At 69.1% G+C, this 21258-nt stretch carries 14 protein-coding genes and 2 tRNA genes; 2 read left to right on the top strand and 14 right to left on the bottom strand.

Features of this window, described 5'->3' with window-relative positions:
* Window positions 1-48 precede the first annotated feature (48 nt).
* Window positions 49-663 (bottom strand): maleylpyruvate isomerase N-terminal domain-containing protein, encoded by a 615-nt coding sequence (locus tag FFS20_RS00595; RefSeq protein WP_137823994.1) that lies wholly within the window; start codon window positions 661-663, stop codon window positions 49-51.
* Window positions 664-907: 244 nt separating this feature from the next.
* Window positions 908-3577, bottom strand: coding sequence for a DNA polymerase I (gene polA, locus FFS20_RS00590; protein WP_137823993.1), 2670 nt, complete (start codon window positions 3575-3577; stop codon window positions 908-910).
* Between the two features lie 43 nt (window positions 3578-3620).
* Between polA and FFS20_RS00585 the strand changes: the two genes are divergently transcribed.
* The gene (locus FFS20_RS00585; protein ID WP_137823992.1) at window positions 3621-4079 is read left to right on the top strand and encodes a hotdog fold thioesterase; all 459 of its coding nucleotides are present in this window, start codon (window positions 3621-3623) and stop codon (window positions 4077-4079) included.
* Window positions 4080-4294: 215 nt separating this feature from the next.
* Here FFS20_RS00585 and FFS20_RS00580 read toward each other — a convergent pair whose 3' ends face one another.
* A complete protein-coding gene (locus FFS20_RS00580; RefSeq protein WP_232623608.1) occupies window positions 4295-4918 on the bottom strand; it encodes a response regulator in 624 nt (207 codons plus the stop codon).
* A gap of 137 nt (window positions 4919-5055) precedes the next feature.
* Between FFS20_RS00580 and FFS20_RS00575 the strand changes: the two genes are divergently transcribed.
* Window positions 5056-5140: transfer RNA gene (locus tag FFS20_RS00575), tRNA-Leu, on the top strand.
* Window positions 5141-6129: 989 nt separating this feature from the next.
* On the opposite strand, the gene FFS20_RS00570 is transcribed toward FFS20_RS00575, so the two are convergent.
* The 11 genes from FFS20_RS00570 to FFS20_RS00520 form a co-directional block, all read right to left on the bottom strand.
* Window positions 6130-6200 (bottom strand) — tRNA-Gly (locus tag FFS20_RS00570).
* An 86-nt stretch (window positions 6201-6286) separates the two neighbouring features.
* On the bottom strand, window positions 6287-6871 hold the full coding sequence (locus FFS20_RS00565) for a GNAT family N-acetyltransferase (protein ID WP_212743266.1): 585 nt from the start codon (window positions 6869-6871) through the stop codon (window positions 6287-6289).
* Window positions 6872-6891: 20 nt separating this feature from the next.
* Window positions 6892-8409, bottom strand: a complete 1518-nt coding sequence (locus tag FFS20_RS00560; protein ID WP_171006928.1) for a dicarboxylate/amino acid:cation symporter — start codon at window positions 8407-8409, stop codon at window positions 6892-6894.
* Between the two features lie 458 nt (window positions 8410-8867).
* Window positions 8868-10406, bottom strand: a complete 1539-nt coding sequence (pyk, locus tag FFS20_RS00555; RefSeq protein ID WP_137823991.1) for a pyruvate kinase — start codon at window positions 10404-10406, stop codon at window positions 8868-8870.
* Window positions 10407-10522: 116 nt separating this feature from the next.
* Window positions 10523-11965, bottom strand: a complete 1443-nt coding sequence (locus FFS20_RS00550; RefSeq protein ID WP_137823990.1) for a glutamate synthase subunit beta — start codon at window positions 11963-11965, stop codon at window positions 10523-10525.
* Window positions 11958-16655, bottom strand: a complete 4698-nt coding sequence (gltB, locus tag FFS20_RS00545) for a glutamate synthase large subunit (RefSeq protein ID WP_137823989.1) — start codon at window positions 16653-16655, stop codon at window positions 11958-11960. Before gltB ends, FFS20_RS00550 begins: the two co-directional genes overlap by 8 nt.
* 188 nt (window positions 16656-16843) lie before the next feature.
* Window positions 16844-18004 (bottom strand): prolipoprotein diacylglyceryl transferase, encoded by a 1161-nt coding sequence (gene lgt / locus FFS20_RS00540; protein WP_137823988.1) that lies wholly within the window; start codon window positions 18002-18004, stop codon window positions 16844-16846.
* Complete coding sequence (gene trpA / locus FFS20_RS00535; protein ID WP_137823987.1) at window positions 18001-18798, bottom strand: tryptophan synthase subunit alpha; 798 nt, start codon at window positions 18796-18798, stop codon at window positions 18001-18003. The genes lgt and trpA overlap by 4 nt, the downstream gene beginning before the upstream one ends.
* On the bottom strand, window positions 18795-20009 hold the full coding sequence (trpB, locus tag FFS20_RS00530) for a tryptophan synthase subunit beta (protein ID WP_137823986.1): 1215 nt from the start codon (window positions 20007-20009) through the stop codon (window positions 18795-18797). Before trpB ends, trpA begins: the two co-directional genes overlap by 4 nt.
* 69 nt (window positions 20010-20078) lie before the next feature.
* On the bottom strand, window positions 20079-20888 hold the full coding sequence (trpC, locus tag FFS20_RS00525; protein WP_137823985.1) for an indole-3-glycerol phosphate synthase TrpC: 810 nt from the start codon (window positions 20886-20888) through the stop codon (window positions 20079-20081).
* Window positions 20885-21154 (bottom strand): HGxxPAAW family protein, encoded by a 270-nt coding sequence (locus FFS20_RS00520; protein WP_137823984.1) that lies wholly within the window; start codon window positions 21152-21154, stop codon window positions 20885-20887. The genes trpC and FFS20_RS00520 overlap by 4 nt, the downstream gene beginning before the upstream one ends.
* Between the last annotated feature and the right edge of the window lie 104 nt (window positions 21155-21258).

Genomic DNA, 21258 nt, shown 5'->3' with positions numbered 1-21258 from the left:
CCGCGAGTTCGAGAGCGGGGCGGCCGCGAACCTCGGTTGAGGACCTCGTCAGTCGAGGACGGAGAACCGGTCTCCGAGCGCGGTTCTGCCCGTCAGCGCCAGGAGCACGCGTTCTCCGTCGCCTCCGTGGACAGCCAGTCGGGCTGCGATACCGAGCGATTCGACCAAGGGACCTCGCGGCGCCGAAGCGGTGATTCCGGCAGCTGCGGCGATGTCGAGACCGTGCACGGTGAGTTCGAACGTCCGCGTCGGCAGATAGGCACTGAGCAGCATGGGGCCGGCGGCAGTCGTCATGACGCGGTCCTCAGCCGACTGAACGAGCGGGATGACCCGGTCGGCGATCTCGCTCAGCGCACGCCCGAGGTCGCTGCCGAGGGCCTCACCGGCGGCAACGCCCCGCTCGAACACGGCACCCGGATCAGTGCTCGTCTGCGTGGCGACGAAGGCGAAGTAGGCCTCTGGGCTCTCAAGCGCCACCTCGTCGGCGGGAGCGGCCAGGTAGGCCTCAACGGTGAGCAGTGACCTGCTCGTGTGACCGACGAGGGCACGAAGACTCCAGTCGCCCAGGCCGGGTCCGTCCCAGGCGCGCGGGTCGATGCGGCCGACGAGCGCCTCGACCCAGCGAGCAGCCTCGGCGAAATTCTCAACCAATCGCTCATCCATGCCAGCAGTGTAGTCGGGTCCGCCGGACCGGAATCCCGCGCTCACGCAGGATCCTCGCGTTCACGCCGGGCCGCCTCGTCGCGCTCTTCTGTCGATCACACGTGCGCGCGAGAATCGGCCCGCCCACGACGCGATTTCCCCTCGTGCACGCGGCAGCTTCCCCTCGATCATGCGTTAGCGCGGATGGCGGGTCGTGCACGAGCCACCATCCGCACTCCGGCTTGATCGAGCGCCGCAGACGCCCTCAGTGGGCGGCGGCGTGCCAGGAGACGCCGGTGCCGACGTTGACGTCGAGCGGGACGTCGAGTTCGAACGCCGAGCCCATCTCCTCGGTGACGATGGCCGTGACCTCGTCGGCCTCCTCGGGGTGGAGGTCGACGATGATCTCGTCGTGGACCTGCAGCAGCATCCGGGACCGGAAGCCCTCGAGGCGGTCGGCGACCTTGAGCATGGCGATCTTCATGATGTCGGCCGCCGAGCCCTGGATCGGGGCGTTGAGCGCCGCGCGCTCGGCCATCTCGCGCAGCTGACGGCGGTCGCTGTGGAGTGCCGGCAGATAGCGCCGGCGGCCCATGATCGTCTCGGTGAAGCCGTTGTCCCTGGCCTGTTCGACGATCTCGTCGAGGTAGTCCTTGACGGCGCCGAAGCGCTCGAAGTACTGGTCCATGAGACCGCGGGCCTCGTCGACGCCGATCGCCAGCTGCTTCGACAGTCCGAATGCGGAGAGTCCGTAGACGAGGCCGTACGACATCGCCTTGACCTTCGAGCGCATCGTGGAATCGACCTCGTCGATGCCGACGGAGAAGACCTTCGAGCCGACGTAGGAGTGGAGGTCCTCGCCGTCCTTGAACGCCTGGATGAGCGCGGCGTCCCCGGACAGATGGGCCATGATCCGCATCTCGATCTGCGAGTAGTCGGCGGTGAGGAGCAGCCCGCCCGGCACGTTCGGGTCGGCGACGAAGACCTCCCGGATGCGTCGACCCGATTCCGTGCGCACGGGGATGTTCTGCAGGTTCGGGTCGAGCGAGGACAGGCGCCCGGTCGCAGCGACCGTCTGCTGATACGTCGTGTGGATGCGCCCGTCCTCGGCGACGGTCTTGCCGAGGCCGACGACGGTCTGCTTGAGCTTCGTCGCGTCGCGGTGGGCGAGCAGATGCTGGAGGAACGGGTGCTCGGTCTTGACGAAGAGCTCGGCCAGCGCGTCCGCGTCGGTCGTGTACCCCGTCTTCGTCCGCTTCGTCTTCGGCATGTCGAGTTCGTCGAAGAGCACCGTCTGGAGCTGCTTCGGGGAGCCGAGGTTGACCTCGTGGCCGATCGCCTCGTACGCGAGTTCGGCACTGGCCTGCGCCTGCTTTGTGAAGTCCTCGACGAGTTCGGCCAGCCCCTTCTCGTCGATGGCGATGCCGGCGAGCTCCATGCCCGCGAGGACGGGCACGAGCGGCAGCTCGATGTCGCGGTAGACCTGGGTCATGTTCGCCTCGTCGATGGCCGTCGCGAGGATCTCGTGGACCTCGAGCAGGGCCGCGGCGTTGGCGCCGTGGGTGCGCGCGGTCGCGTCGGTGTCGAGGTCGAGGGCGAGCTGACCGTCCTTCGCCTCGGCGGGGGCGAGGTCGATGCCGGCGCGCTCGGCGGCGATGTCGCGCAGCTCGTAGCTGCGCTGATCGGGCACGAGGAGGTACGCGGCCAGGGCTGTGTCCCCGGCGACGTCGGTGAGGTCGATGCCCACCGAACGCAGGGCCTTGATCTGCACCTTCGAGGAGTGGAAGATGAGCGCGGCCTTCCGCAGGGCGGCTTCCAGGGCGCTGAGGTCGGCGTCGCTCGCCTCTCCCAGGTCGACCACCGAGGCGGTCCCCGGCTGCGCGGAGACCGCGAGGAACCGCACATCGCCGTGCCCGAGTTCGTACGTTCCGTCGGTGTCGAGGGCGAGGACATCCGCCTCGGCGATGGAGTCGAGGAGGGCGGGCACATCGACCGTCGCGACCTCGACCTCTCGGGCGGGTGCGGACTCCCCCGCCTCCGGGGTCGCGGCGTCGCCGAAGATCGCCGCGAGGCGCTTGCCGAGGGCCTGGAACTCGAGCTGGTCGAAGAGGCTGCTGAGCTCGGCCGGGTCGCCCTCGCCCCATTTCAGGTCGGCGAAGTCGAGGCCGAGGTCGAGGTCGTCGAGGAGCCGATTGAGGCGGTAGTTGCGTTCGACCTCGGGGATGTGGTCGCGCAGCTTCTCCCCCACCTTGCCGCCGATCTCGTCGGCGTGCTCGAGCACACCGGGCAGGTCGCCGTGGGCTGTGAGCCATTTCGCAGCGGTCTTGTCCCCGACTCCGGGCACGCCGGGCAGGTTGTCGGCCTTCTCCCCGACGAGCGCGGCCAGGCCCCGGTAGTTGGCGGGGGTGACCCCGTACTTCTCCTCGATCGCCTCGGGCGTCATCCGCACGAGGTCGCTGACCCCGCGCTTGGGATAGAGGATCGTCACGGTGTCGGTCGAGAGCTGGAACGAGTCCTTGTCCCCGGTCATCACCTCGACCGCGGCACCGGCCTCGGTGCCCATCTTCGCCATTGTCGCAAGCGCGTCGTCGGCTTCGAAGCCCTCCTTCGTCACAACCCGGATGCCCATGGCCGTGACAATGTCCTTGATGAGGTCGATCTGCGGGTGGAACTCCGGCGGGGTCTTCGCCCGCCCCGCCTTGTACTCCGGATACTCCTCGAGGCGGAACGTCTCCCGGCCGAGGTCGAAGGCGACGGCGACGTGGCTCGGCGATTCGTCGCGGAGGACGTTGATGAGCATCGAGATGAACCCGAAGATCGCGTTCGTCGTCTGGCCGGTGCTCGTGGAGAAGTTCTCCGCCGGGAGGGCGTGGAAGGCGCGGTAGGCCAGCGAGTGACCATCGATGAGCAGGAGGGATTCGTTAGCGTGACTCACATGCCTTAGCCTAGCGTTCATCACGGACATGAGAAGGAGATCAATGGTGGTTCCGCACGTATCGCTGACAGCAGAGACGACCGAGGACGAGGCGCGGGTCATGCTCGACCAGCTCAATGCCCAGGGCGCCGGCGGCGGCCTGGCCAACCGGATGGGCATCGCGTTCACCGGCATCAGCTTCGACTGGATGAGCGCGACGGTCCCGGTCGCGGGCAACACGCAGCCGATGGGCCTCTTCCACGGCGGCGGTCACGTCGTCCTCGCGGAGTCGCTCGCGTCGATGCATGCGTTCCTCACCAGCGGCGGGAAGAACGTCGTCGGCGTCGATCTCAACGCGACCCATCTGCGGGCGATGCGCGGCGAGCTCGTCACCGGGCGCGCCGAGGTGCTCCACCGCGGCCGCACGCTCATGTCCCACGAGGTGAGGATGACCGATGAGGAGGGCCGGCTGCTCTCGATCGTGCGGATCACGAACATGATCCTCGCCTCGAAGGCGCAGTAGCTCGCCCGGCGGTCGGGTGAGCAGCGCTCACCGGGTGGCAGCGCTCGCCGGGTGGGCACCGTCATCGTGATGCGCCGAGGCGGTCGACCGCCTCGGCGCGTTGATCGCCTCCGCACGCACGACGGCCCCGGTCGCGGTTCTCTCCGCGTCCGGGGCCGAGTCGTCTCAGTGTGAATCCGGGACGGCGCCGCTCAGCGGCGGCCCCGGGGACGGTGTCAGTCCTTCTTCGCGCCGATCTGCTTGAGGACGGTTTCGGCGACTTCGCGCATCGTCAGACGGCGGTCCATCGAGGTCTTCTGGATCCAGCGGAAGGCCTCGGGCTCGCTCAGACCCATCGAGGTCTGGAGGAGGCTCTTCGCGCGCTCGACGAGCTTGCGGGTCTCGAAGCGCTCGGTGAGGTCGGAGATCTCGGATTCGAGCGAGCTGATCTCTGCGTGGCGCGACAGCGCGATCTCGAGGGCCGGGATGAGGTCGGCCGAGGTGAAGGGCTTGACGACGTAGGCCATCGCACCGGCGTCGCGGGCGCGCTCGACGAGTTCCTTCTGCGAGAACGCGGTGAGGAGGACGACGGGGGCGATGCGGGCCTTGGCGATGCGCTCGGCCGCGGCGATGCCGTCGAGGATCGGCATCTTGATGTCCATGACGACGAGGTCGGGGCGCAGCTCTTCGGCCAGCCGGATCGCGGATTCGCCGTCCGCGGCTTCACCGACGACGTCGTAGCCGACCTCGCGGAGCATTTCGACGATGTCGAGACGGATCACGGCCTCGTCTTCGGCCACGACGACGCGGCGGACGGGCACGGATTCATCTGCGGTGGGTTGTTCGCTGTTGGAAAGCACGGCACCAGTCTAGACCAGGCATGCCTGCGCATCAGTCGTTTCTCCTGTGAGGACAGCCACCCATCGGGCCAGGCGATTGGGCGATGCCGCGCGCCCTGCCGTAGAGTTGTCGATGTCGGGAACGGTGTTCGCGACGAGCCGGATTGGCGGAATCGGTAGACGCGGCGCACTCAAAATGCGTTGTCGAAAGACGTGTGGGTTCGAGTCCCACATCCGGTACCACGGCGCTGAATCCCAGCATCACGGTGTCCCAGCACCGCGCTTGCGCGTGCAGAATCGTGTTTCGCGCCGGGTTGAGGGCGGCCACTGGCATTCTGCGCCCGGTTCAGGACGGACTCTGGACATTCTGCGCCAGGTTCAGCGCGGCCACCGGGATTCTGCGCCAGGTTCAGGGCGGTATCGCGCTCATAATCACCATGGGCGCGGCGCACAATCGCCCCGGAGGTGGCGCACACTCTGCGGGGCGGCTCAGATTCGCCACGAGGACGCACCGGGACGACCGGACCGCGCGAAGAAAGAAGCTGCACGGTCACGATTGGCAACACCGCGTGGTTCCGCGCCAGGTTCAGCGCGGCGCCCGAGATTTCGCGCCGGGTTCAGCGCGGCCGCTAGCATTATGCGCCCGGTTCAGGGCGGTCTCTGAGGTTCTGCGCCAAGTTCAGGGCGATATTGCCTTCGTTTTCACCGTGGGAGTGGCGCACAATCGCCGCCGAAGTGGCGCATACTCTGCGGGGCGGCTCAGGGTCGCCACGAGGACGCACCGGCACGGCCGGACCGCGCGAGGAAATAAGCTGCACGGTCACGATTGGCAGCACCACGTGGTTCCGCGCCGGGTTCAGGGCGGCCACTGGCATTCTGCGCCCAGTTCATGGCGGGTCTGAGATTCCGCGCCAAGTTCAAGGCGGCGCCTGAGATTTCGCGGCAAGTTCAGGGCGGCCACTGGGCATTCTGCGCCTGGTTGATGGCGGCGCCTGAGACTCTGCGCCAGGTTCAGGGCGATATCGCATTCATAATCACCACGGGCGCGGCGCACAATCGCCTCCGAGGTGGCGCAGATGCGATTCGTGCAGCGAGTCAGGGACTGCGGAGAGAGCGTGAGTCGCGCGGGGACCGCCGGGGGACAGCGAGGATTTCAGAGAATCTGACGAAGAGCACGCGGCCGACACTGCGACCCTGGAAGACACAAGGCTAACAAGGGCCCGGACGATGAGAGCGGGTGACGGGAGTCGAACCCGCCTCTAGACCTTGGGAAGGTCTCATTCTACCGATGAACTACACCCGCGAAGTGGAACATGTCCCAATGTAGCCGATATCTGGCGGTTCTGCGCAGTCGACGCGCGAATCCCTTCACCGCGACACGCTGATCGCTCATTCCGTGCCGGTCTCGCCTCGCAGGTCGAGGGCGTAGAAGTGGGTGTCGTAGCGTTCATCGCCGACGGCGACGAAACCTTCGAGGAGACCGTAGCGGACAAAACCGAGCGACTCGTAGAGCCGTATGGCTGCGTCATTGTCACCTCGCAGGTCGAGCGTCATCACTTCGACGCCGAGGTCGCGGGCCTCACTGATGAGCGCCGTCATGAGCGATCGCCCGATTCCTGCGCGCTGCACGGCCGCGCCGACTGCGACCTTCTCGACGTCGACATGTCGCCGAAGAGTGGGCCTGGTGTAGCGGGTCCAGTACGCGAATCCGACCACGGCGCCCTGTGACCGCGCGAGCGCGACCCGCGCATCATTCTCTGCCGTCGCGATGGCCAAGTCCTCAAGGAGCGCACTGACCTCCTCACGGCTGGGCGGTTCGATCCATCCCAGCGCTGCTCCCCCGGAGACGAGGTCGTCGAGCAGCCTGGTGAGATCGTCGAGCTCGGCGGCATCGAGCACTGTGTCCGCAGACAGACCGGCGGCCGGGGGCATGAGCATGATGCTCACCCCGCCCGGCCGCCGATTCTCAGTCATGGTCGGATGATATCCCGCATTCAGACGCGTGAGCTCTCCGCCCGCGACTCGGCAGCAGCTCCGGAGTCGGCGACGGACTTCGGCGCATCGCCGACGCCGTTCGAGCCTTCGGCAGCCGGGCCAGCGACCGTCGGGCCAGCGATCGTGGAACCAGTCGCACCCGTGGTGCCGTCCGCATCCGAGACACCGTCCGCACGCCCACCGTCAGCGACGTCCTCGCTCACCGGCACGTAGCCGTCGATGCGCTTCGCGTCGTACCGGGCGACGTCGAGGATACCGTGGCGCTTCGCGACGATCGCCGGGATGAGCGCCTGACCGGAGACATTGAGCGCGGTGCGGCCCATGTCGACGATCGGTTCGATCGCGAGCAGCAGGCCCACACCCTCGAGCGGCAGGCCGATCGTCGACAGCGTGAGGGTGAGCATGACCGTGGCACCCGTCGTCCCGGCGGTCGCAGCCGACCCGATGACGGAGACGAAGATGATGAGCAGGTACTGGATGGGTCCGAGCTCGATCCCGAAGAACTGAGCGACGAACACCGCGGCGATCGCCGGGTAGATGGCCGCGCAGCCGTCCATCTTCGTCGTCGACCCGAACGGCACGGCGAAGGCCGCGTAGCCCTGCGGGACGCCGAAGTTGTCGGTCGCGACCTTCTGCGTCACCGGCATCGTCCCGATCGAGGAGCGGGAGACGAATCCCATCTGCGTCGCCGGCCACACACCCGAGAAGTACTGGCGCACGGAGAGTCCATTGACGCGGGCGAGCAGCGGGTAGACGACGAAGAAGACGATCGCGAGCCCGATGTAGACGGCGACGACGAACCACAGCAGCGATCCCATCGTCGACCAGCCGTACGAGTTCACGGCGTTGCCGATGAGGCCGAGCGTGCCGATCGGGGCGATCCGCACGATCCACCAGACGACCTTCTGGACGACGGCGAGGGCCGCCTCGGCGAATTCGAGGAACGGCTCGGCGGCCTTGCCCACCTTGACCGCGGCGATGCCGAGCGCACCGGAGACGATGATGAGCTGGAGGACGTTGAAGTTGACCTCCGAGGCCAGCGCGCCCGTGTCATCGGGAGCCGTGGCGACCTCGAGGCCGAGGAAGTTCACCGGGATGAGCCCGGTGAGGAAGCCGATCCAGCTGCCTTCGCTCGACGGAGCCCCGCCCTGCAGGGACGCGGCATCCGCGTGCGCGCCGGGCTGCATGACGACGCCGATGATGAGACCGATGATCACGGCGATGAGCGCGGTGAGCGCGAACCACAGCAGCGTCGACACGGCGAGCTTCGCGGCGTTCGTCACCTTGCGCAGGTTGCCGATGCTCGCGATGATCGCGGTGATGATGAGCGGCACGACAGCCGCCTTGAGCAGAGTGACGTACGAGGACCCGATGGTCTCGAGCGTCGTCCCCAGCCAGTTGTCCTGCGTCTCGCTCACAGGACCCCACGAACGGGCGACGAGTCCGAGGACGACACCGGCGATCAGCGCGATCGTCACCTGCACCCCGAACGACTTCGACCAAGCCGGCAGTCTCATATGGTTCCTTTCGACGGTGGCACGGGCACAGCGGCGCCCGCGGAAAACTCAACTCACTGCACAACTGTTGAGCAATCCGTCGAATTCCGCAAACCGGAGTGACATGGATCGCATCCGCGCCGAGGTGGCCGACCCTGCCATACGACCGCGTCCTCGCCGAGGTGGCCGGCGGTCCCGCACACACGCACCGCGCCGAGGTGGTCGACCGATCTCTACGACTGCACCCCGCCGAGGTGGTCGGCGGTCCCGCACGAGCGCATCCCCGCCGAGGCGGTCCACCGTCTCGTACGACCGTTTCCCCGCCGAGGCGGCCGACCAGAAGGGCGGTGGCTGAGAGCAGAGCGATCGCCCCGCAGAGCGTCCCGCACGCAGCAGGGCCCGACCGGAGATCATCTCCGGTCGGGCCCTGCCTGCTGCCAGAAGTGAGCCTCAAGTGCTCAGCACCCGCGCTCAGTCGCTCAGCCCTCCGCGGTCCGCACGATCGGGATGTCGCGGGTGATCGGCGCCTCGGACACGACGCCGTACCCGGCGAGGGGATCCTCGTCGCTGTCGCTCGAGTCCTGGTAGGCCGCGGTCACACCCTTCGCGGCATCGCCCATCGTGTGGATGCGCAGTGCGTTCGTCGACCCGGGGATGCCGGGAGGCGAACCGGCGACGAGGATCGACTGGTCCCCTTCGCGGGCGGTGCCGTCGGCGAGCAGCACCGCGTCGACCTGTCGGGCCATCTGGTCGGTGTGGCGGACGGTCTTGACGAGGTAGGGCCGCACACCCCACGTCAGCGCGAGCTGGTGGCGGACCTGCGGGTCGGGGGTGAAGCCGAGGATCGGCCACCGCGGACGCAGCCGCGACATCCGGCGCACGGAGTCACCGGTCTGCGAGAACGTGCAGAGCAGATCGATGTCGAGCTGCTCAGCGATCTGCACGGCGGCAGCCGTGACGGCGCCGCCCTTCGTGTGGGGGACGGTGCCGAGCGGACGGATCCGATCGAGCCCGTGCTCCTCCGTCGAGGAGATGATCCGGCTCATCGTCCGGATCGCCTCGACCCAGTGCGCACCGACCGAGGTCTCCCCGGAGAGCATGAGCGCATCGGCGCCGTCGAGGACCGCGTTCGCGCAGTCGCTCGCCTCGGCGCGGGTGGGCCGTGAGGCCTCGATCATCGTCTCGAGCATCTGCGTGGCGACGATGACGGGCTTGGCCTGCTGGCGCGCGATCTCCACGGCGCGCTTCTGCACGATCGGCACCTGTTCGAGCGGCAGTTCGACGCCGAGGTCGCCGCGGGCGACCATGATCCCGTCGAAGGCGTCGATGACGGCGTCGAGCTCCTCGACGGCCTGCGGCTTCTCGAGCTTCGCGATGACGGGGGCGCGCACGCCGACCTCGTCCATCACGGCGTGGACGTCGTCGATGTCGGCGGGGCTGCGGACGAAGGACAGCGCCACCCAGTCGAAGCCGAGGCCCAGACCCCATTTGAGGTCGTCGATGTCCTTCTCCGACAGCGCCGGCACGGACACGGGCACACCGGGGAGGTTGATGCCCTTGTGGTTGGAGATCGGACCGCCGATCTCGACCTCGGTGACGACGTCGGTCTCGGTGACCTCGGTGGCCCGCAGGCGCAGGCGCCCGTCGTCGATGAGCAGCGGGTCGCCGACGGACACGTCGTTCGGCAGGGTCTTGAGCGTCGTGCTCACGATCTCCGCGGTGCCGGGCACGTCGCGGCTCGTGATCGTGAAGGTCGCCCCGTCCTCGAGGTACTCCTTGCCGTTGGCGAAGGTGCCGACCCGGATCTTCGGACCCTGGAGGTCGAGGAGGACGGCGACGGCACGTCCGGTGTCGAGAGCGGCCTGGCGGACCCAGGCGAACTTCTCCTCATGCTCTTCCCGCAGCCCGTGGCTGAGATTGAATCGGGCGACGTCGACGCCCTCATCGACGAGTGTGCGGATGTCTTCGTAGGAATTCTGATTCGGACCCAGTGTTGCGACTATCTTTGCTCGCCTCATGCACTCCACCCTACCTGCACCTCAGGAGTCGCATCGACCCCTCTCCGGCAGGAGTTCCCTGCCGGAGAGCCGATGCACGCCCTTGTGCGTATTCTCAAATAGTGACACAGATCATTTTACACTGTGAATCCGGTGTCGCGCGGGCGGACCGGTGCCGGAAGCCGCGTCGACCCGGTGAGGTACGTGTCGACCTCGGCGGCGACCGCCCGTCCCTCGGCGATCGCCCAGACGATGAGCGACTGCCCGCGGCCGGCGTCACCGGCGACGTAGACGCCCGGCTGCGAGGACGCGTAGCTGTCGTCGCGGACGAAGGCTCCGGTGTCGGCGACGTCGAGGCCGAGCGCCTCGGACTCCGGTCCGGAGAAGCCGAGCGCGAGCAGGACGAGGTCCGCGTCGAGGACGTGCTCGGTGCCCGGGGTCGGGATCCGCCGCCCGTCGACGAACTGCGTCTCGGAGACCTCGATGCCCGCGACCGCGCCCTCGCCGTCGCCGGAGAAGCCCGTCGTCGACGCCAGGTACTGCCGGGTGCCGCCCTCCTCGTGGGAGGTCTGGACCTCGAAGATCCGCGGCACCGTCGGCCACGGGTCGCGTTCGCTGCGCGAGGCCGGGGGCTTGGCGCCGATCGCGAGCGTCGTCACCGAGGCGGCCTCCTGGCGCAGCGCGGTGCCGAGGCAGTCGGCTCCCGTGTCACCGCCGCCGATGATGATGACGTTCTTGCCCTTGGCACTGATCGGCGTGGGATCCCCGCCGGCCTGCGCCTTGTTGGACGGGACGAGGAAGTCCATCGCGAACTCGACGCCGTCGAGCTCACGGCCGGCCACCGGCATGTCCCGGGGCACGGTCGCCCCGGTGCACACGATGACGGCGTCGAAGCGCGACTGGAGCTGCTCGAGGGTGATGTCGACGCCGATCTCGACGTCGGTCTCGAAGCGCGTGCCCTCGGCCCGCATCTGGTGGAGGCGCCGGTCGATGTGGTGCTTCTCGAGCTTGAAGTCGGGGATGCCGTAGCGCAGCAGCCCGCCGAGGCGGTCGTCGCGTTCGTAGACGACGACGGTGTGCCCGGCGCGGGTGAGCTGCTGGGCCGCGGCGAGTCCCGCCGGACCCGACCCGACGACGGCGACGGTGTGACCGGTGATGCGGTCGGGGATCTGCGGCTGGATGAGACCGGCGGCGAACCCCTCGTCGACGATCGTCACCTCGACCTGTTTGATCGTCACGGCCGGCTGGTTGATGCTGAGCACGCACGCGTTCTCACACGGCGCCGGGCACGCCCGGCCGGTGAACTCCGGGAAGTTGTTCGTCGCGTGGAGGAGGTCGACGGCCCGGGGCAGCTCGCCGCGGTACATCGCATCGTTGAACTCCGGGATGAGGTTGCCGAGCGGGCAGCCCTGGTGGCAGAACGGGACGCCGCAGTCCATGCAGCGCGAGGCCTGGCGGCGCAGCTGCTCGGGGTCGCCGGCCTCGTAGACCTCGCGGTAGTCGAGCAGGCGGATGGGAACCGGGCGGCGCTGAGGCAGCTCGCGTTCGGTGACGGTGAGGAATCCGTGCGGATCAGCCATGGGTGACCTCCAGAATCTTGCGCCAGGCGGCGTCCGAGTCCGCTGGCGTGCCCTCGGCGGCCATCTCGGACTGGATGTCTCGCACCGCCTGGTAGGCGACGGGAATGATCTTCGTGAAGCGGGAGAGGACGTCCTCGCCGCGGCGCAGGCCGTCAAGCAGCTGGGCGGCCAGTGGGGAGTCCGTCCATTCGACGTGCTCGCCGAGCAGCCGCTCGAGGACCTCCATGTCGTCGACGCCGACCCCGGTGAAGCGGAAGACGCCGGCGGCGCGTTCGTCCGGGTTGAGCCGGGCCGGGTTGAAGTCGAGGACGTAGGCGGTGCCGCCGGACATGCCGGCCGCGAAGTTGCGTCCCGTGCCGCCGAGGATGACGGCGACCCCACCGGTCATGTACTCCAGGCCGTGGTCGCCGATGCCCTCGACGACCGCCTCGGCGCCGGAGTTGCGGACCATGAAGCGCTCCCCCACCTGACCGGAGATGAAGAGCTTGCCGCTGGTCGCGCCGTAGCCGATGACGTTGCCGGCGATGACGTTGTGCTCGGGACGGGTCGGGTTCTCCGGGGCCGGATGGACGGCCACGGTGCCCCCGGACAGTCCCTTGCCGACGTAGTCGTTGGCGTCGCCGGTGAGGTCGATGCTCACCCCGATGGGCAGGTACGCGCCGAGCGACTGCCCGGCGGTGCCGTGGAGTTCGAGGCGGATCGTGTCCTCGGGCAGGCCGCGGTCGGCGTGCGCCCGGGTGACGTGGTGGCCGAGCAGGGTGCCGACGCTGCGGTCGGTGTTGACGACCGTCGAGGAGATCGTCACCGGCGACTTCGTCTCGATCGCCTCCCGGGCCTGCTCGAGCAGCTGCGGGTCGAGTTCCCCGTGGAAGTCACGGAACACCTGACCGGCGCATTTGCGGGCCACCGAGGTGTCCCCGGAGAGGTTGCCCGGGACCGTGAGGATCGTCGAGAGGTCGAGGTCGAGACCCGACTCCCGGGCCCGGTCCTCGTCGACGCGCAGGCGCTCGACGGCGCCGATCGCCTCGTCGAGGGTGCGGAAGCCCAGCTGCGCGAGGTACCCGCGGACCTCCTCGGCGATGAACGTGAAGAAGTTGACGACGTGGTCGGCCTGACCCGTGTAGCGCGAGCGCAGCAGCGGGTTCTGCGTGGCCACGCCCACCGGGCACGTGTCCTTGTGGCAAACGCGCATCATGATGCAGCCGGAGACGACGAGCGCGGTCGTCGCGAACCCGAACTCCTCGGCGCCGAGGAGTGCGGCGATGATGACGTCGCGGCCGGTCTTGAGCTGACCGTCGACCTGGACGCTCACCTTCTCCCGCAGGCCGTTGAGGATGAGCGTCTGCTGCGCCTCGGCGAGGCCGAGCTCCCACGGGGTGCCCGCGTGCTTGAGGGAGTTGAGCGGGCTCGCGCCCGTGCCCCCGTCGTGACCGGAGATGAGGACGACGTCGGCACCCGCCTTCGCGACTCCCGCCGCAACCGTGCCGACCCCGACCGCGGAGACGAGCTTGACGTGGACCCGGGCGCGGGCGTTGGCCCGGCCGAGGTCGTAGATGAGCTGCGCGAGGTCCTCGATCGAGTAGATGTCGTGGTGCGGCGGCGGGGAGATGAGCCCGACGCCGGGGGTCGCGTGGCGGGTCTTCGCGATCCACGGGTAGACCTTCTCCCCGGGCAGCTGACCGCCTTCCCCGGGCTTGGCACCCTGGGCCATCTTGATCTGCAGATCATCGGCCTCGGTGAGGTAGTGGCTGGTCACCCCGAAGCGGCCCGAGGCGATCTGCTTGATCGCCGAGCGGCGCTCGGGATCGAGCAGCCGGTCGACGTCCTCGCCGCCCTCACCCGTGTTCGACTTCCCGCCGATCCGATTCATCGCGATCGCGAGCGTCTCATGGGCCTCCTTCGAGATCGACCCGTAGCTCATCGCGCCGGTCGAGAAGCGCTTCATGATCGCCTCGGCCGGTTCGACCTCGGAGATGTCTATGGGGCCCTCGGCCCCGGGCACGAGGTCGAGGAGGCCGCGCAGGGTCATGAGCTCACGCGACTGGTCGTCGACGGCGCGGGTGTACTCCTCGAAGATGTCATAGCGCTTCGACGCCGTCGCGTGCTGGAGCTTGAAGATCGTCTCCGGGTTGAACAGGTGGCCCGGGCCCTCCCGGCGCCACTGGTACTCCCCGCCGACCCCCAGCGGCCGGTGCGAGGGACGCGGATGGTCGTCGCGGTGGGCATCGGCGTGGCGTGCGGTGTTCTCCGCGGCGATCTCGCGCATCCCCTTGCCGCCGAGCTGGTGCGGCGTCGACGTGAAGTGCCGGTCGATGAGGTCATCGGAGAGGCCGACGGCTTCGAACGTCTGCGCCCCGTGGTAGGACTGCACGGTCGAGATGCCCATCTTCGACATGATCTTGAGCAGGCCCTTGTTGAGCGCGCCGAGGACGTTGGCCACGGCCGCGGATTCGCTCACCCCGGTCACCCGGTCGGAGCGGACGAGGGCTTCCGCGGTCTCCATGAGCAGGTAGGGGTTGACCGCCGAGGCGCCGAAGGACACGAGCGTCGCGGCATGGTGGACCTCGCGGACGTCGCCGGCCTCGACGACGATGCTCACCCGGGTCCGGGACCGTTCCCGCACGAGGTGGTGATGGAGCGCCGAGGTGAGCAGCAGCGAGGGGATCGGCGCGAGGTCGGCCGTGGAGTCGCGGTCGGAGAGGATGATGAACACCGCACCGGCGTCGACCGCGGCGCTCGCCTCGGCGCACAGTGCCTCGATCCGCGCCTCCATCGCGTCGGGTCCGGCGTTGACCGAGTAGAGACCCGAGAGCGTGACGGTGGGACGGGGAGTGTCGACGCCGAGGTGGTGGCCCTTGACGTGGCCGATCGCCGCGAGCTCGTCGTTGTCGATGACCGGGCGCGAGATCATGATGTGCGCGGAGTCGGGGCGGCTGTGCTCGAGGAGGTTGCCCTCCCGGCCGAGTCCCGCGGCCATGCTCGTGACGATGTGCTCGCGGATGGAGTCGAGCGGCGGGTTCGTCACCTGCGCGAAGTTCTGGTGGAAGTAGTCGAAGAGCAGCCGCGGGCGCGTCGAGAGGCCCGCGATCGCGGTGTCGGTGCCCATCGCCCCGAGCGGTTCGGCCCCGGTCTCGGCCATCGGGGTGATGAGCAGCCGCAGCTCCTCCTCGGTGTAGCCGAAGGTCCGCTGGCGCCGGCGCACCGAGGCCTGCGGGTGGAGGACGTGGACGCGGGTGGGCAGATCCTCGAGTCGCTTCGAGGAGTCGGCGACCCACTCGGCGTAGGGGTGCTGGGTGGCGAGCTGGTTCTTGATCTCCGTGTCGGAGATGATCCGCTCGGATTCCGTGTCGACGAGGAACATGCGGCCGGGGGTGAGCCGTCCGCGGCCGACGATGTCGGCCTCGGGCAGGTCGACGACGCCGATCTCACTGGCGAGCACGACGGTGTCGGAGGTCATGACGTAGCGGGCCGGCCGCAGACCGTTGCGGTCGAGCACGGCACCGGCGAGCTTGCCGTCGGTGAAGCCGACGCACGCGGGACCGTCCCACGGCTCCATGAGCAGCGAGTGGTACTCGTAGAAGGCCTTGCGCGACTCCCCCATCCCCGGGTTGTTCTCCCAGGCCTCGGGGATCATCATGAGCATCGCCTGCGGCAGCGACCGCCCCGAGGCGACCATGAGCTCGAGGACGGCGTTGAAGGACGCGGAGTCCGAGGCGCCCGGGGGCACGATCGGGAAGAGGCGCTCGAGGCTCGAGTCGGTCTCGGGCACCGGGGAGGCGAGCAGGTCGGAGGCGAGATGGGCCTCCCGGGCCCGCATCCAGTTGCGGTTGCCGCGCACGGTGTTGATCTCCCCGTTGTGGGCGATCGTCCCGAACGGCTGGGCGAGCTGCCACGACGGGAACGTGTTCGTCGAGAACCGCGAGTGGACGAGCGCGATGCGCGAGGTCACCCGTGCGTCGTTGAGCTCCGTGTAGTACGGGGCGAGCTGACCGGTCGCGAGCATCCCCTTGTACGTGATCGTCGCCGGCGACAGCGAGGGGAAGTAGATGCCCTCCCGATCGAGGCGCTTGCGCACGATGTAGGACCGGCGGCGCAGGTCGTCGGCGTCCCGGGCCGGGTAGCGGGCGTCGAACCCGAAGAAGACGTGGCGCATGTGGGGCTGCGTCGAGGCCGCGATCTCGCCGAGGACGCTCTCGTCGCGGGGGACGTCGCGGATGGCGAGGACGCTCAGGCCCTCTTCGGCGGCGATCCGGCGCACGAGCGCCTCCTCGTCGGCCAGCGGCTCCTCCCCGGCGGTCGGGAACTCGCCAGCGGGGATCGGCGACTCGGTCGAGGTCAGTCCGGTGAGGTCGGTGCGGTAGTCCTGGGAGAAGAAGCCGATGCCCACGGCGTACTCGCCGGGCGCGGGCAGGTCGATGTCCTGCTCGGCGCGGAGCACCTCGGCGAAGTAGTCGTGCGGGATCTGCAGGGTGAGCCCGGCGCCGTCGCCGGTGCCTTCGTCGGAGCCGATGCCGCCGCGGTGCTCGAGCTTGCGCAGCGCCCTCAGCGCCTGTTCGACGACCTCGTGGTCGGCCGTGCCGCGGTAGCGGACGATGAGAGCGAGACCGCACGCATCGTGTTCGAGCGCGGGGTCGTAGAGTCCGGTGCGCTGCGGCGGGAGTTGCGGGGTCGATGAGGTTTCACGGGACATCGGCTGCCTTCACGGGGTCTAGTCATTCTCCAGCAGACGACGCTGTCTCGAACTGGCTTCGGCATGCCCTGGGGAGATCGTCCTGCGGGCACAGGTGTGACGTGGTTCTCACGGTCGGATTACCAACTTACACCCCGTGAGGGCTCAACGTGAAAACGAGAAAGGACCGAAAGGTGAACCTCAACGTCTCAATTGCCGGACTTTTCGTCCTCTCCTCCGCGGTTCCGCGACCGCACATCGGGGATGATCGAGATCGCCGAGGTGACTGCTCCGAAGAATCCGAAACCGGGCTTCTCGTCGTCCTTGCCCCGCTGCTTGCGCCGGGCATCGGCCCGGTCGACAGCCGCGTCGTCGGCGGTCACGGTCTCCTGCGCGGGGGCCTGTCCCTGCGCGGCTGCGCGGGTCGGCCCCGCAGCTCCGCCGCCGGGGGTGCCGTCGTGGTCGGCTCCGTCGTCCTCGTGTCGGCCGTGCTTGGCCAGCGCGCGGGCCCCGGGCACGTAGACGGTCGACTCCGGCTCCTTGTGGCGTGAGCGGGAGACGAGGAACCAGATGAGTCCGACGGCGAAGACGAGGATCGATGTCCAGATGTTGAGCCGCAGTCCGAGGACGAGTTCGGCGTCGTCGATGCGCAGCGCTTCGATCCACACGCGTCCGAGCGTGTAGTAGCAGATGTAGAGCGCGAAGACCTGGCCGTGGCCGAGCCGGAACCTCCGGGCGGCGACGATGAGGATGAGGCAGCCGGCGAGGTTCCACAGGGATTCGTAGAGGAACGTCGGCTGGAAGAGCGTGTCGGCCGGCAGCGCGGGATCCGGCCAGTTCGGGTTGAGCCGGCCGTCGATGAACTTGTCGATGCGTAGACCCCACGGCAGGGTCGTCGGGGCGCCGAAGAGCTCCTGGTTGAACCAGTTGCCCCACCGGCCCACGGCCTGGGCGAGGATGAGCCCGGGGGCGGCGGCGTCGAGGAACGGGAGGATCTTAATCCCCTGATAGCGGGCGACGAGCCATGCCGCGAGCATGCCGAGCGCCACGGCGCCCCAGATGCCGAGGCCGCCGTTCCAGATCTTGAACGCGTCGAGCGGGTTGCCGTTCGGCCCGAAGTACGGGTCAGGGCTGGAGAAGACGTGGTAGAGCCGTCCGCCGATGATGCCCGCGGGCACGGCGATGATCGCGATGTTCCACAGGTCGTCCTCGTGTCCGCCCATCGCCCGCCAGCGCCGCGAGGTCAGCCACAGGGCGAGCAGGATGCCGGCGAGGATGCACAGCGCGTACGCGTGGATCGTCAGCGGCCCGATGGAGAACCCGCTCCACGTCGGAGACGGAATCGCAGCGGTGATGTCGACGGGGCTCATGCACAGCCTTCCCTGAGTTGCGCGGCGAGATCGGACAGGGCGGGGACTCCGCCGTCGTCGAGGCTGCGGACGAGAGCGGAGCCGACGATGACGCCGTCGGCGTACGCGGCGACCTCGGCGGCCTGGTCCCGGGTCGAGACGCCGAGTCCGACGCACGCGTGCGGGGCACCGGCCTCGCGGAGGCGGGCGACGAGGTCGCGGGCATGGTCGTCGACGGACGTGCGCACCCCGGTCACTCCCATCGTCGAGGCGGCGTAGACGAAGCCGCGGCTGGCGGAGACGATGCGGCTGATGCGCTCAGGCGTCGAGGACGGGGCGGCGAGGAAGATGCGGTCGAGGTCGTACTCGTCGGAGGCGGCCAGCCAGTCGGCGGCTTCGTCGGGGATGAGGTCGGGGGTGATGATCCCGGCCCCGCCGGCGGCGGCGAGGTCGCGGGCGAACGCGTCGACGCCGTACTGGAGGACGAGGTTCCAGTAGCTCATGACCACCGGCGTCCCGCCCGCCTCGGCGACGGCACTGATGGCCGCGAAGACGTCCTTCGTCCGCACCCCGCCGGCCAGGGCCTGCTCGGCGGCGCGCTGGATGACGGGCCCGTCCATGCCCGGGTCGGAGTACGGGAGTCCGACCTCGACGATGTCGACGCCGGAGTCGACGAGGGCGGTCATCGCCTCGATCGACCCTGCCACGGTGGGGAACCCGACGGGCAGGTAGCCGATGAGGGCGGCGCTGCGTCCGGCGGCCGTGATCGCGTCGAGCATCGCCCCGGTGCGGGGTCTGGCTGTCGTGCCTGTCATACCTGCACGGCTCCTTCGTCGAAGTAGTCGAACCACGTGGCGGCCGTGGTCATGTCCTTGTCGCCGCGGCCCGAGAGATTGACGAGGAGGACCGCGTCGGGCCCGAGCTGTCGGCCGACCCGCATCGCCCCGGCCAGCGCATGGGCGGATTCGATCGCGGGGATGATGCCCTCGGTGCGGGCGAGCAGCTGGAGGGCCTCCATCGCCTCGTCGTCGACGACGGGTTCGTAGGTGACGCGCCCGGCATCGTGGAGGAACGAGTGCTCGGGTCCCACCGACGGGTAGTCGAGGCCTGCCGAGACCGAGTGCGAGGGCCGGGTCTGGCCGTCCTCGTCCTGGAGGATGTAGGTCGCCGATCCGTGGAGGACGCCGGGGCGCCCCCCGGAGAAGCGGGCGGCGTGCCGTCCGGACTCGATGCCCTCTCCCCCGGCCTCGAAGCCGTAGATGCGGACCTCGGGGTCGTCGAGGAACGCCGCGAAGATGCCCATCGCGTTCGACCCGCCGCCGACGCAGGCGAGGACGGCGTCGGGCAGGCCGCCGGTGGCTTCGCGCAGCTGGTCGCGGGCTTCGTCGCCGATGACGCGCTGGAACGCGCGGACCATCGCAGGGAACGGGTGGGGACCGGCGACGGTGCCGATGACGTAGTGCGTGCTCCCGACGTTGGCGACCCAGTCGCGCATCGCCTCGTTCATCGCGTCCTTGAGGGTGCGGGTGCCGTTGGTCACGGCGTTGACCTTCGCCCCGAGCAGCCGCATTCGGGCGACGTTGAGCGCCTGGCGCTGCGTGTCCTCCTCGCCCATGTAGACCTCGCACTCCATGTCGAGGAGGGCGGCGGCGGTCGCCGTGGCGACCCCGTGCTGGCCGGCCCCGGTCTCGGCGATGAGCCGGGTCTTGCCCATCCGCTTGGCGAGCAGGGCCTGACCGAGGGCGTTGTTGATCTTGTGGCTGCCCGTGTGGTTGAGGTCCTCCCGCTTGAGGAAGATGCGGGCACCGCCGCAGTGGGCGGAGAACCGCTTGGCCTCGGTGAGCAGGCTCGGGCGCCCGATGTAGGACACCTGCAGCTCGTGCAGCTCGGCCCCGAACTCCGGATCGACCTGGGACTTCCGCCAGGTCTCCTCGATCTCATCGAGGGCCGGGATGAGGGCTTCGGGAATGAACCTGCCGCCGAAGGCACCGAAGTACGGTCCGGTCTCCTGGCTGGTCTCGGTCATGGTGCGTCCTTTGCGGTTCGTGGTGCGTCCGGCACCGAGGCGGCCGGGCCGTCTCGGGCGCCGTGCGGGTCAGCGGCTGGGGTGGGTCGTCCGGGGTGTCCGGGCGGCCCGACCGGCGGCGGTGAAGGCGGCGACGGCCGCGGCGGGATCGCCGTCGCGGACGAGGGCTTCGCCGACGAGGGCGACGTCGGCTCCGTCCCGTGCGTAGTCCTCGATGTCGGTCACCGAGGCGACTCCGGACTCGGCGACGAGCGTGGCCTCGGCCGGGGCGAGGGCCGATAGCGGCGCGAATCGTCCCGTGTCGACGCTGAGGTCCTTGAGGTTGCGGGTGTTGACGCCGATGAGGCGGGCGCCGATGTCGATCGCGGTGGCGAGTTCGGCTTCGCTGTGGGTCTCGACGAGCGCGGTCATCCCGAGGGAGGCGGCGAGGTCGTGGAACTCCCGCAGCTGGGCGGGGCTGAGGGCGGCGACGATGAGGAGGACGAGGTCGGCGCCGTGGGCGCGGGCCTCGTGGAACTGGTACTCGTCGACCATGAAGTCCTTGCGGAGGACGGGCAGGTCGACGGCCGCACGGACCGCGTCGAGGTCGGCGAGGCTGCCGGAGAACCGACGGCCCTCGGTGAGCACGCTGATCGCCCGAGCGCCGCCGGCGGCGTAGAGGCCGGCGAGCGTGCCCGGATCGGGGATCGTCGCGAGGTCCCCGCGGGAGGGCGAACGGCGCTTGACCTCGGCGATGACCCCGAAGTCGGCGCTGAGGTCGAAGGGGCGGACCGCCGGTGCGGCCGCCGCCGCATCGCGCAGGGCCGCCAGCGGGACCTCGCGCCGCCGAGCGGCGAGGTCCTCGGTCACCCCGGTGACGATGTCGTCGAGGACGGTCATGTGCGCTTCGGCTTGTTTCCCAGTCCGACGGCGCGCAGGATGATGCCGACGATGAGGCCGAGAACGGTGACGCCGCCGCCGATGTAGGTGATCATCGGGGCATGGATCGTGAAGCCCACGCAGCCGATCGAGAGTCCGATGAGCATGATGATGACGCCGGTCCACCCGGCGACGGAGTTGCCGTGACCGGGATCGGCGATCGCAGCGTAGTCGATCGTGGACTTATCGAGATCGGTGGCACCCGAGCGGGCGACTGATTGCGACATGGTGCTCCTTATGCTGACGTGCACGTGATGGGTCTATTGTGTCATGTCCGAGGGGGTGAGTTCGCATCGACGCGACCGGCGGGCCAGGGTCGGGGCAGGATCGT

Origin of the sequence: Brevibacterium sp. 2SA, from assembly GCF_005502845.1 — a bacterium.
Lineage (GTDB): Bacteria > Actinomycetota > Actinomycetes > Actinomycetales > Brevibacteriaceae > Brevibacterium.
Note: the sequence above shows the minus strand (reverse complement) of the source record. Positions and strands in the feature narration are given on the sequence as shown.

Coding starts and splice junctions, on each gene's coding strand:
- FFS20_RS00595 (WP_137823994.1), bottom strand. CDS start 663: ATGGATGAGCGATTGGTTGAGAATTTCGCCGAGGCTGCTCGCTGGGTC.
- FFS20_RS00585 (WP_137823992.1), top strand. CDS start 3,621: ATGGTGGTTCCGCACGTATCGCTGACAGCAGAGACGACCGAGGACGAG.
- FFS20_RS00565 (WP_212743266.1), bottom strand. CDS start 6,871: ATGACTGAGAATCGGCGGCCGGGCGGGGTGAGCATCATGCTCATGCCC.
- FFS20_RS00560 (WP_171006928.1), bottom strand. CDS start 8,409: ATGAGACTGCCGGCTTGGTCGAAGTCGTTCGGGGTGCAGGTGACGATC.
- pyk (WP_137823991.1), bottom strand. CDS start 10,406: ATGAGGCGAGCAAAGATAGTCGCAACACTGGGTCCGAATCAGAATTCC.
- FFS20_RS00550 (WP_137823990.1), bottom strand. CDS start 11,965: ATGGCTGATCCGCACGGATTCCTCACCGTCACCGAACGCGAGCTGCCT.
- gltB (WP_137823989.1), bottom strand. CDS start 16,655: ATGTCCCGTGAAACCTCATCGACCCCGCAACTCCCGCCGCAGCGCACC.
- lgt (WP_137823988.1), bottom strand. CDS start 18,004: ATGAGCCCCGTCGACATCACCGCTGCGATTCCGTCTCCGACGTGGAGC.
- trpA (WP_137823987.1), bottom strand. CDS start 18,798: ATGACAGGCACGACAGCCAGACCCCGCACCGGGGCGATGCTCGACGCG.
- trpB (WP_137823986.1), bottom strand. CDS start 20,009: ATGACCGAGACCAGCCAGGAGACCGGACCGTACTTCGGTGCCTTCGGC.
- trpC (WP_137823985.1), bottom strand. CDS start 20,888: ATGACCGTCCTCGACGACATCGTCACCGGGGTGACCGAGGACCTCGCC.
- FFS20_RS00520 (WP_137823984.1), bottom strand. CDS start 21,154: ATGTCGCAATCAGTCGCCCGCTCGGGTGCCACCGATCTCGATAAGTCC.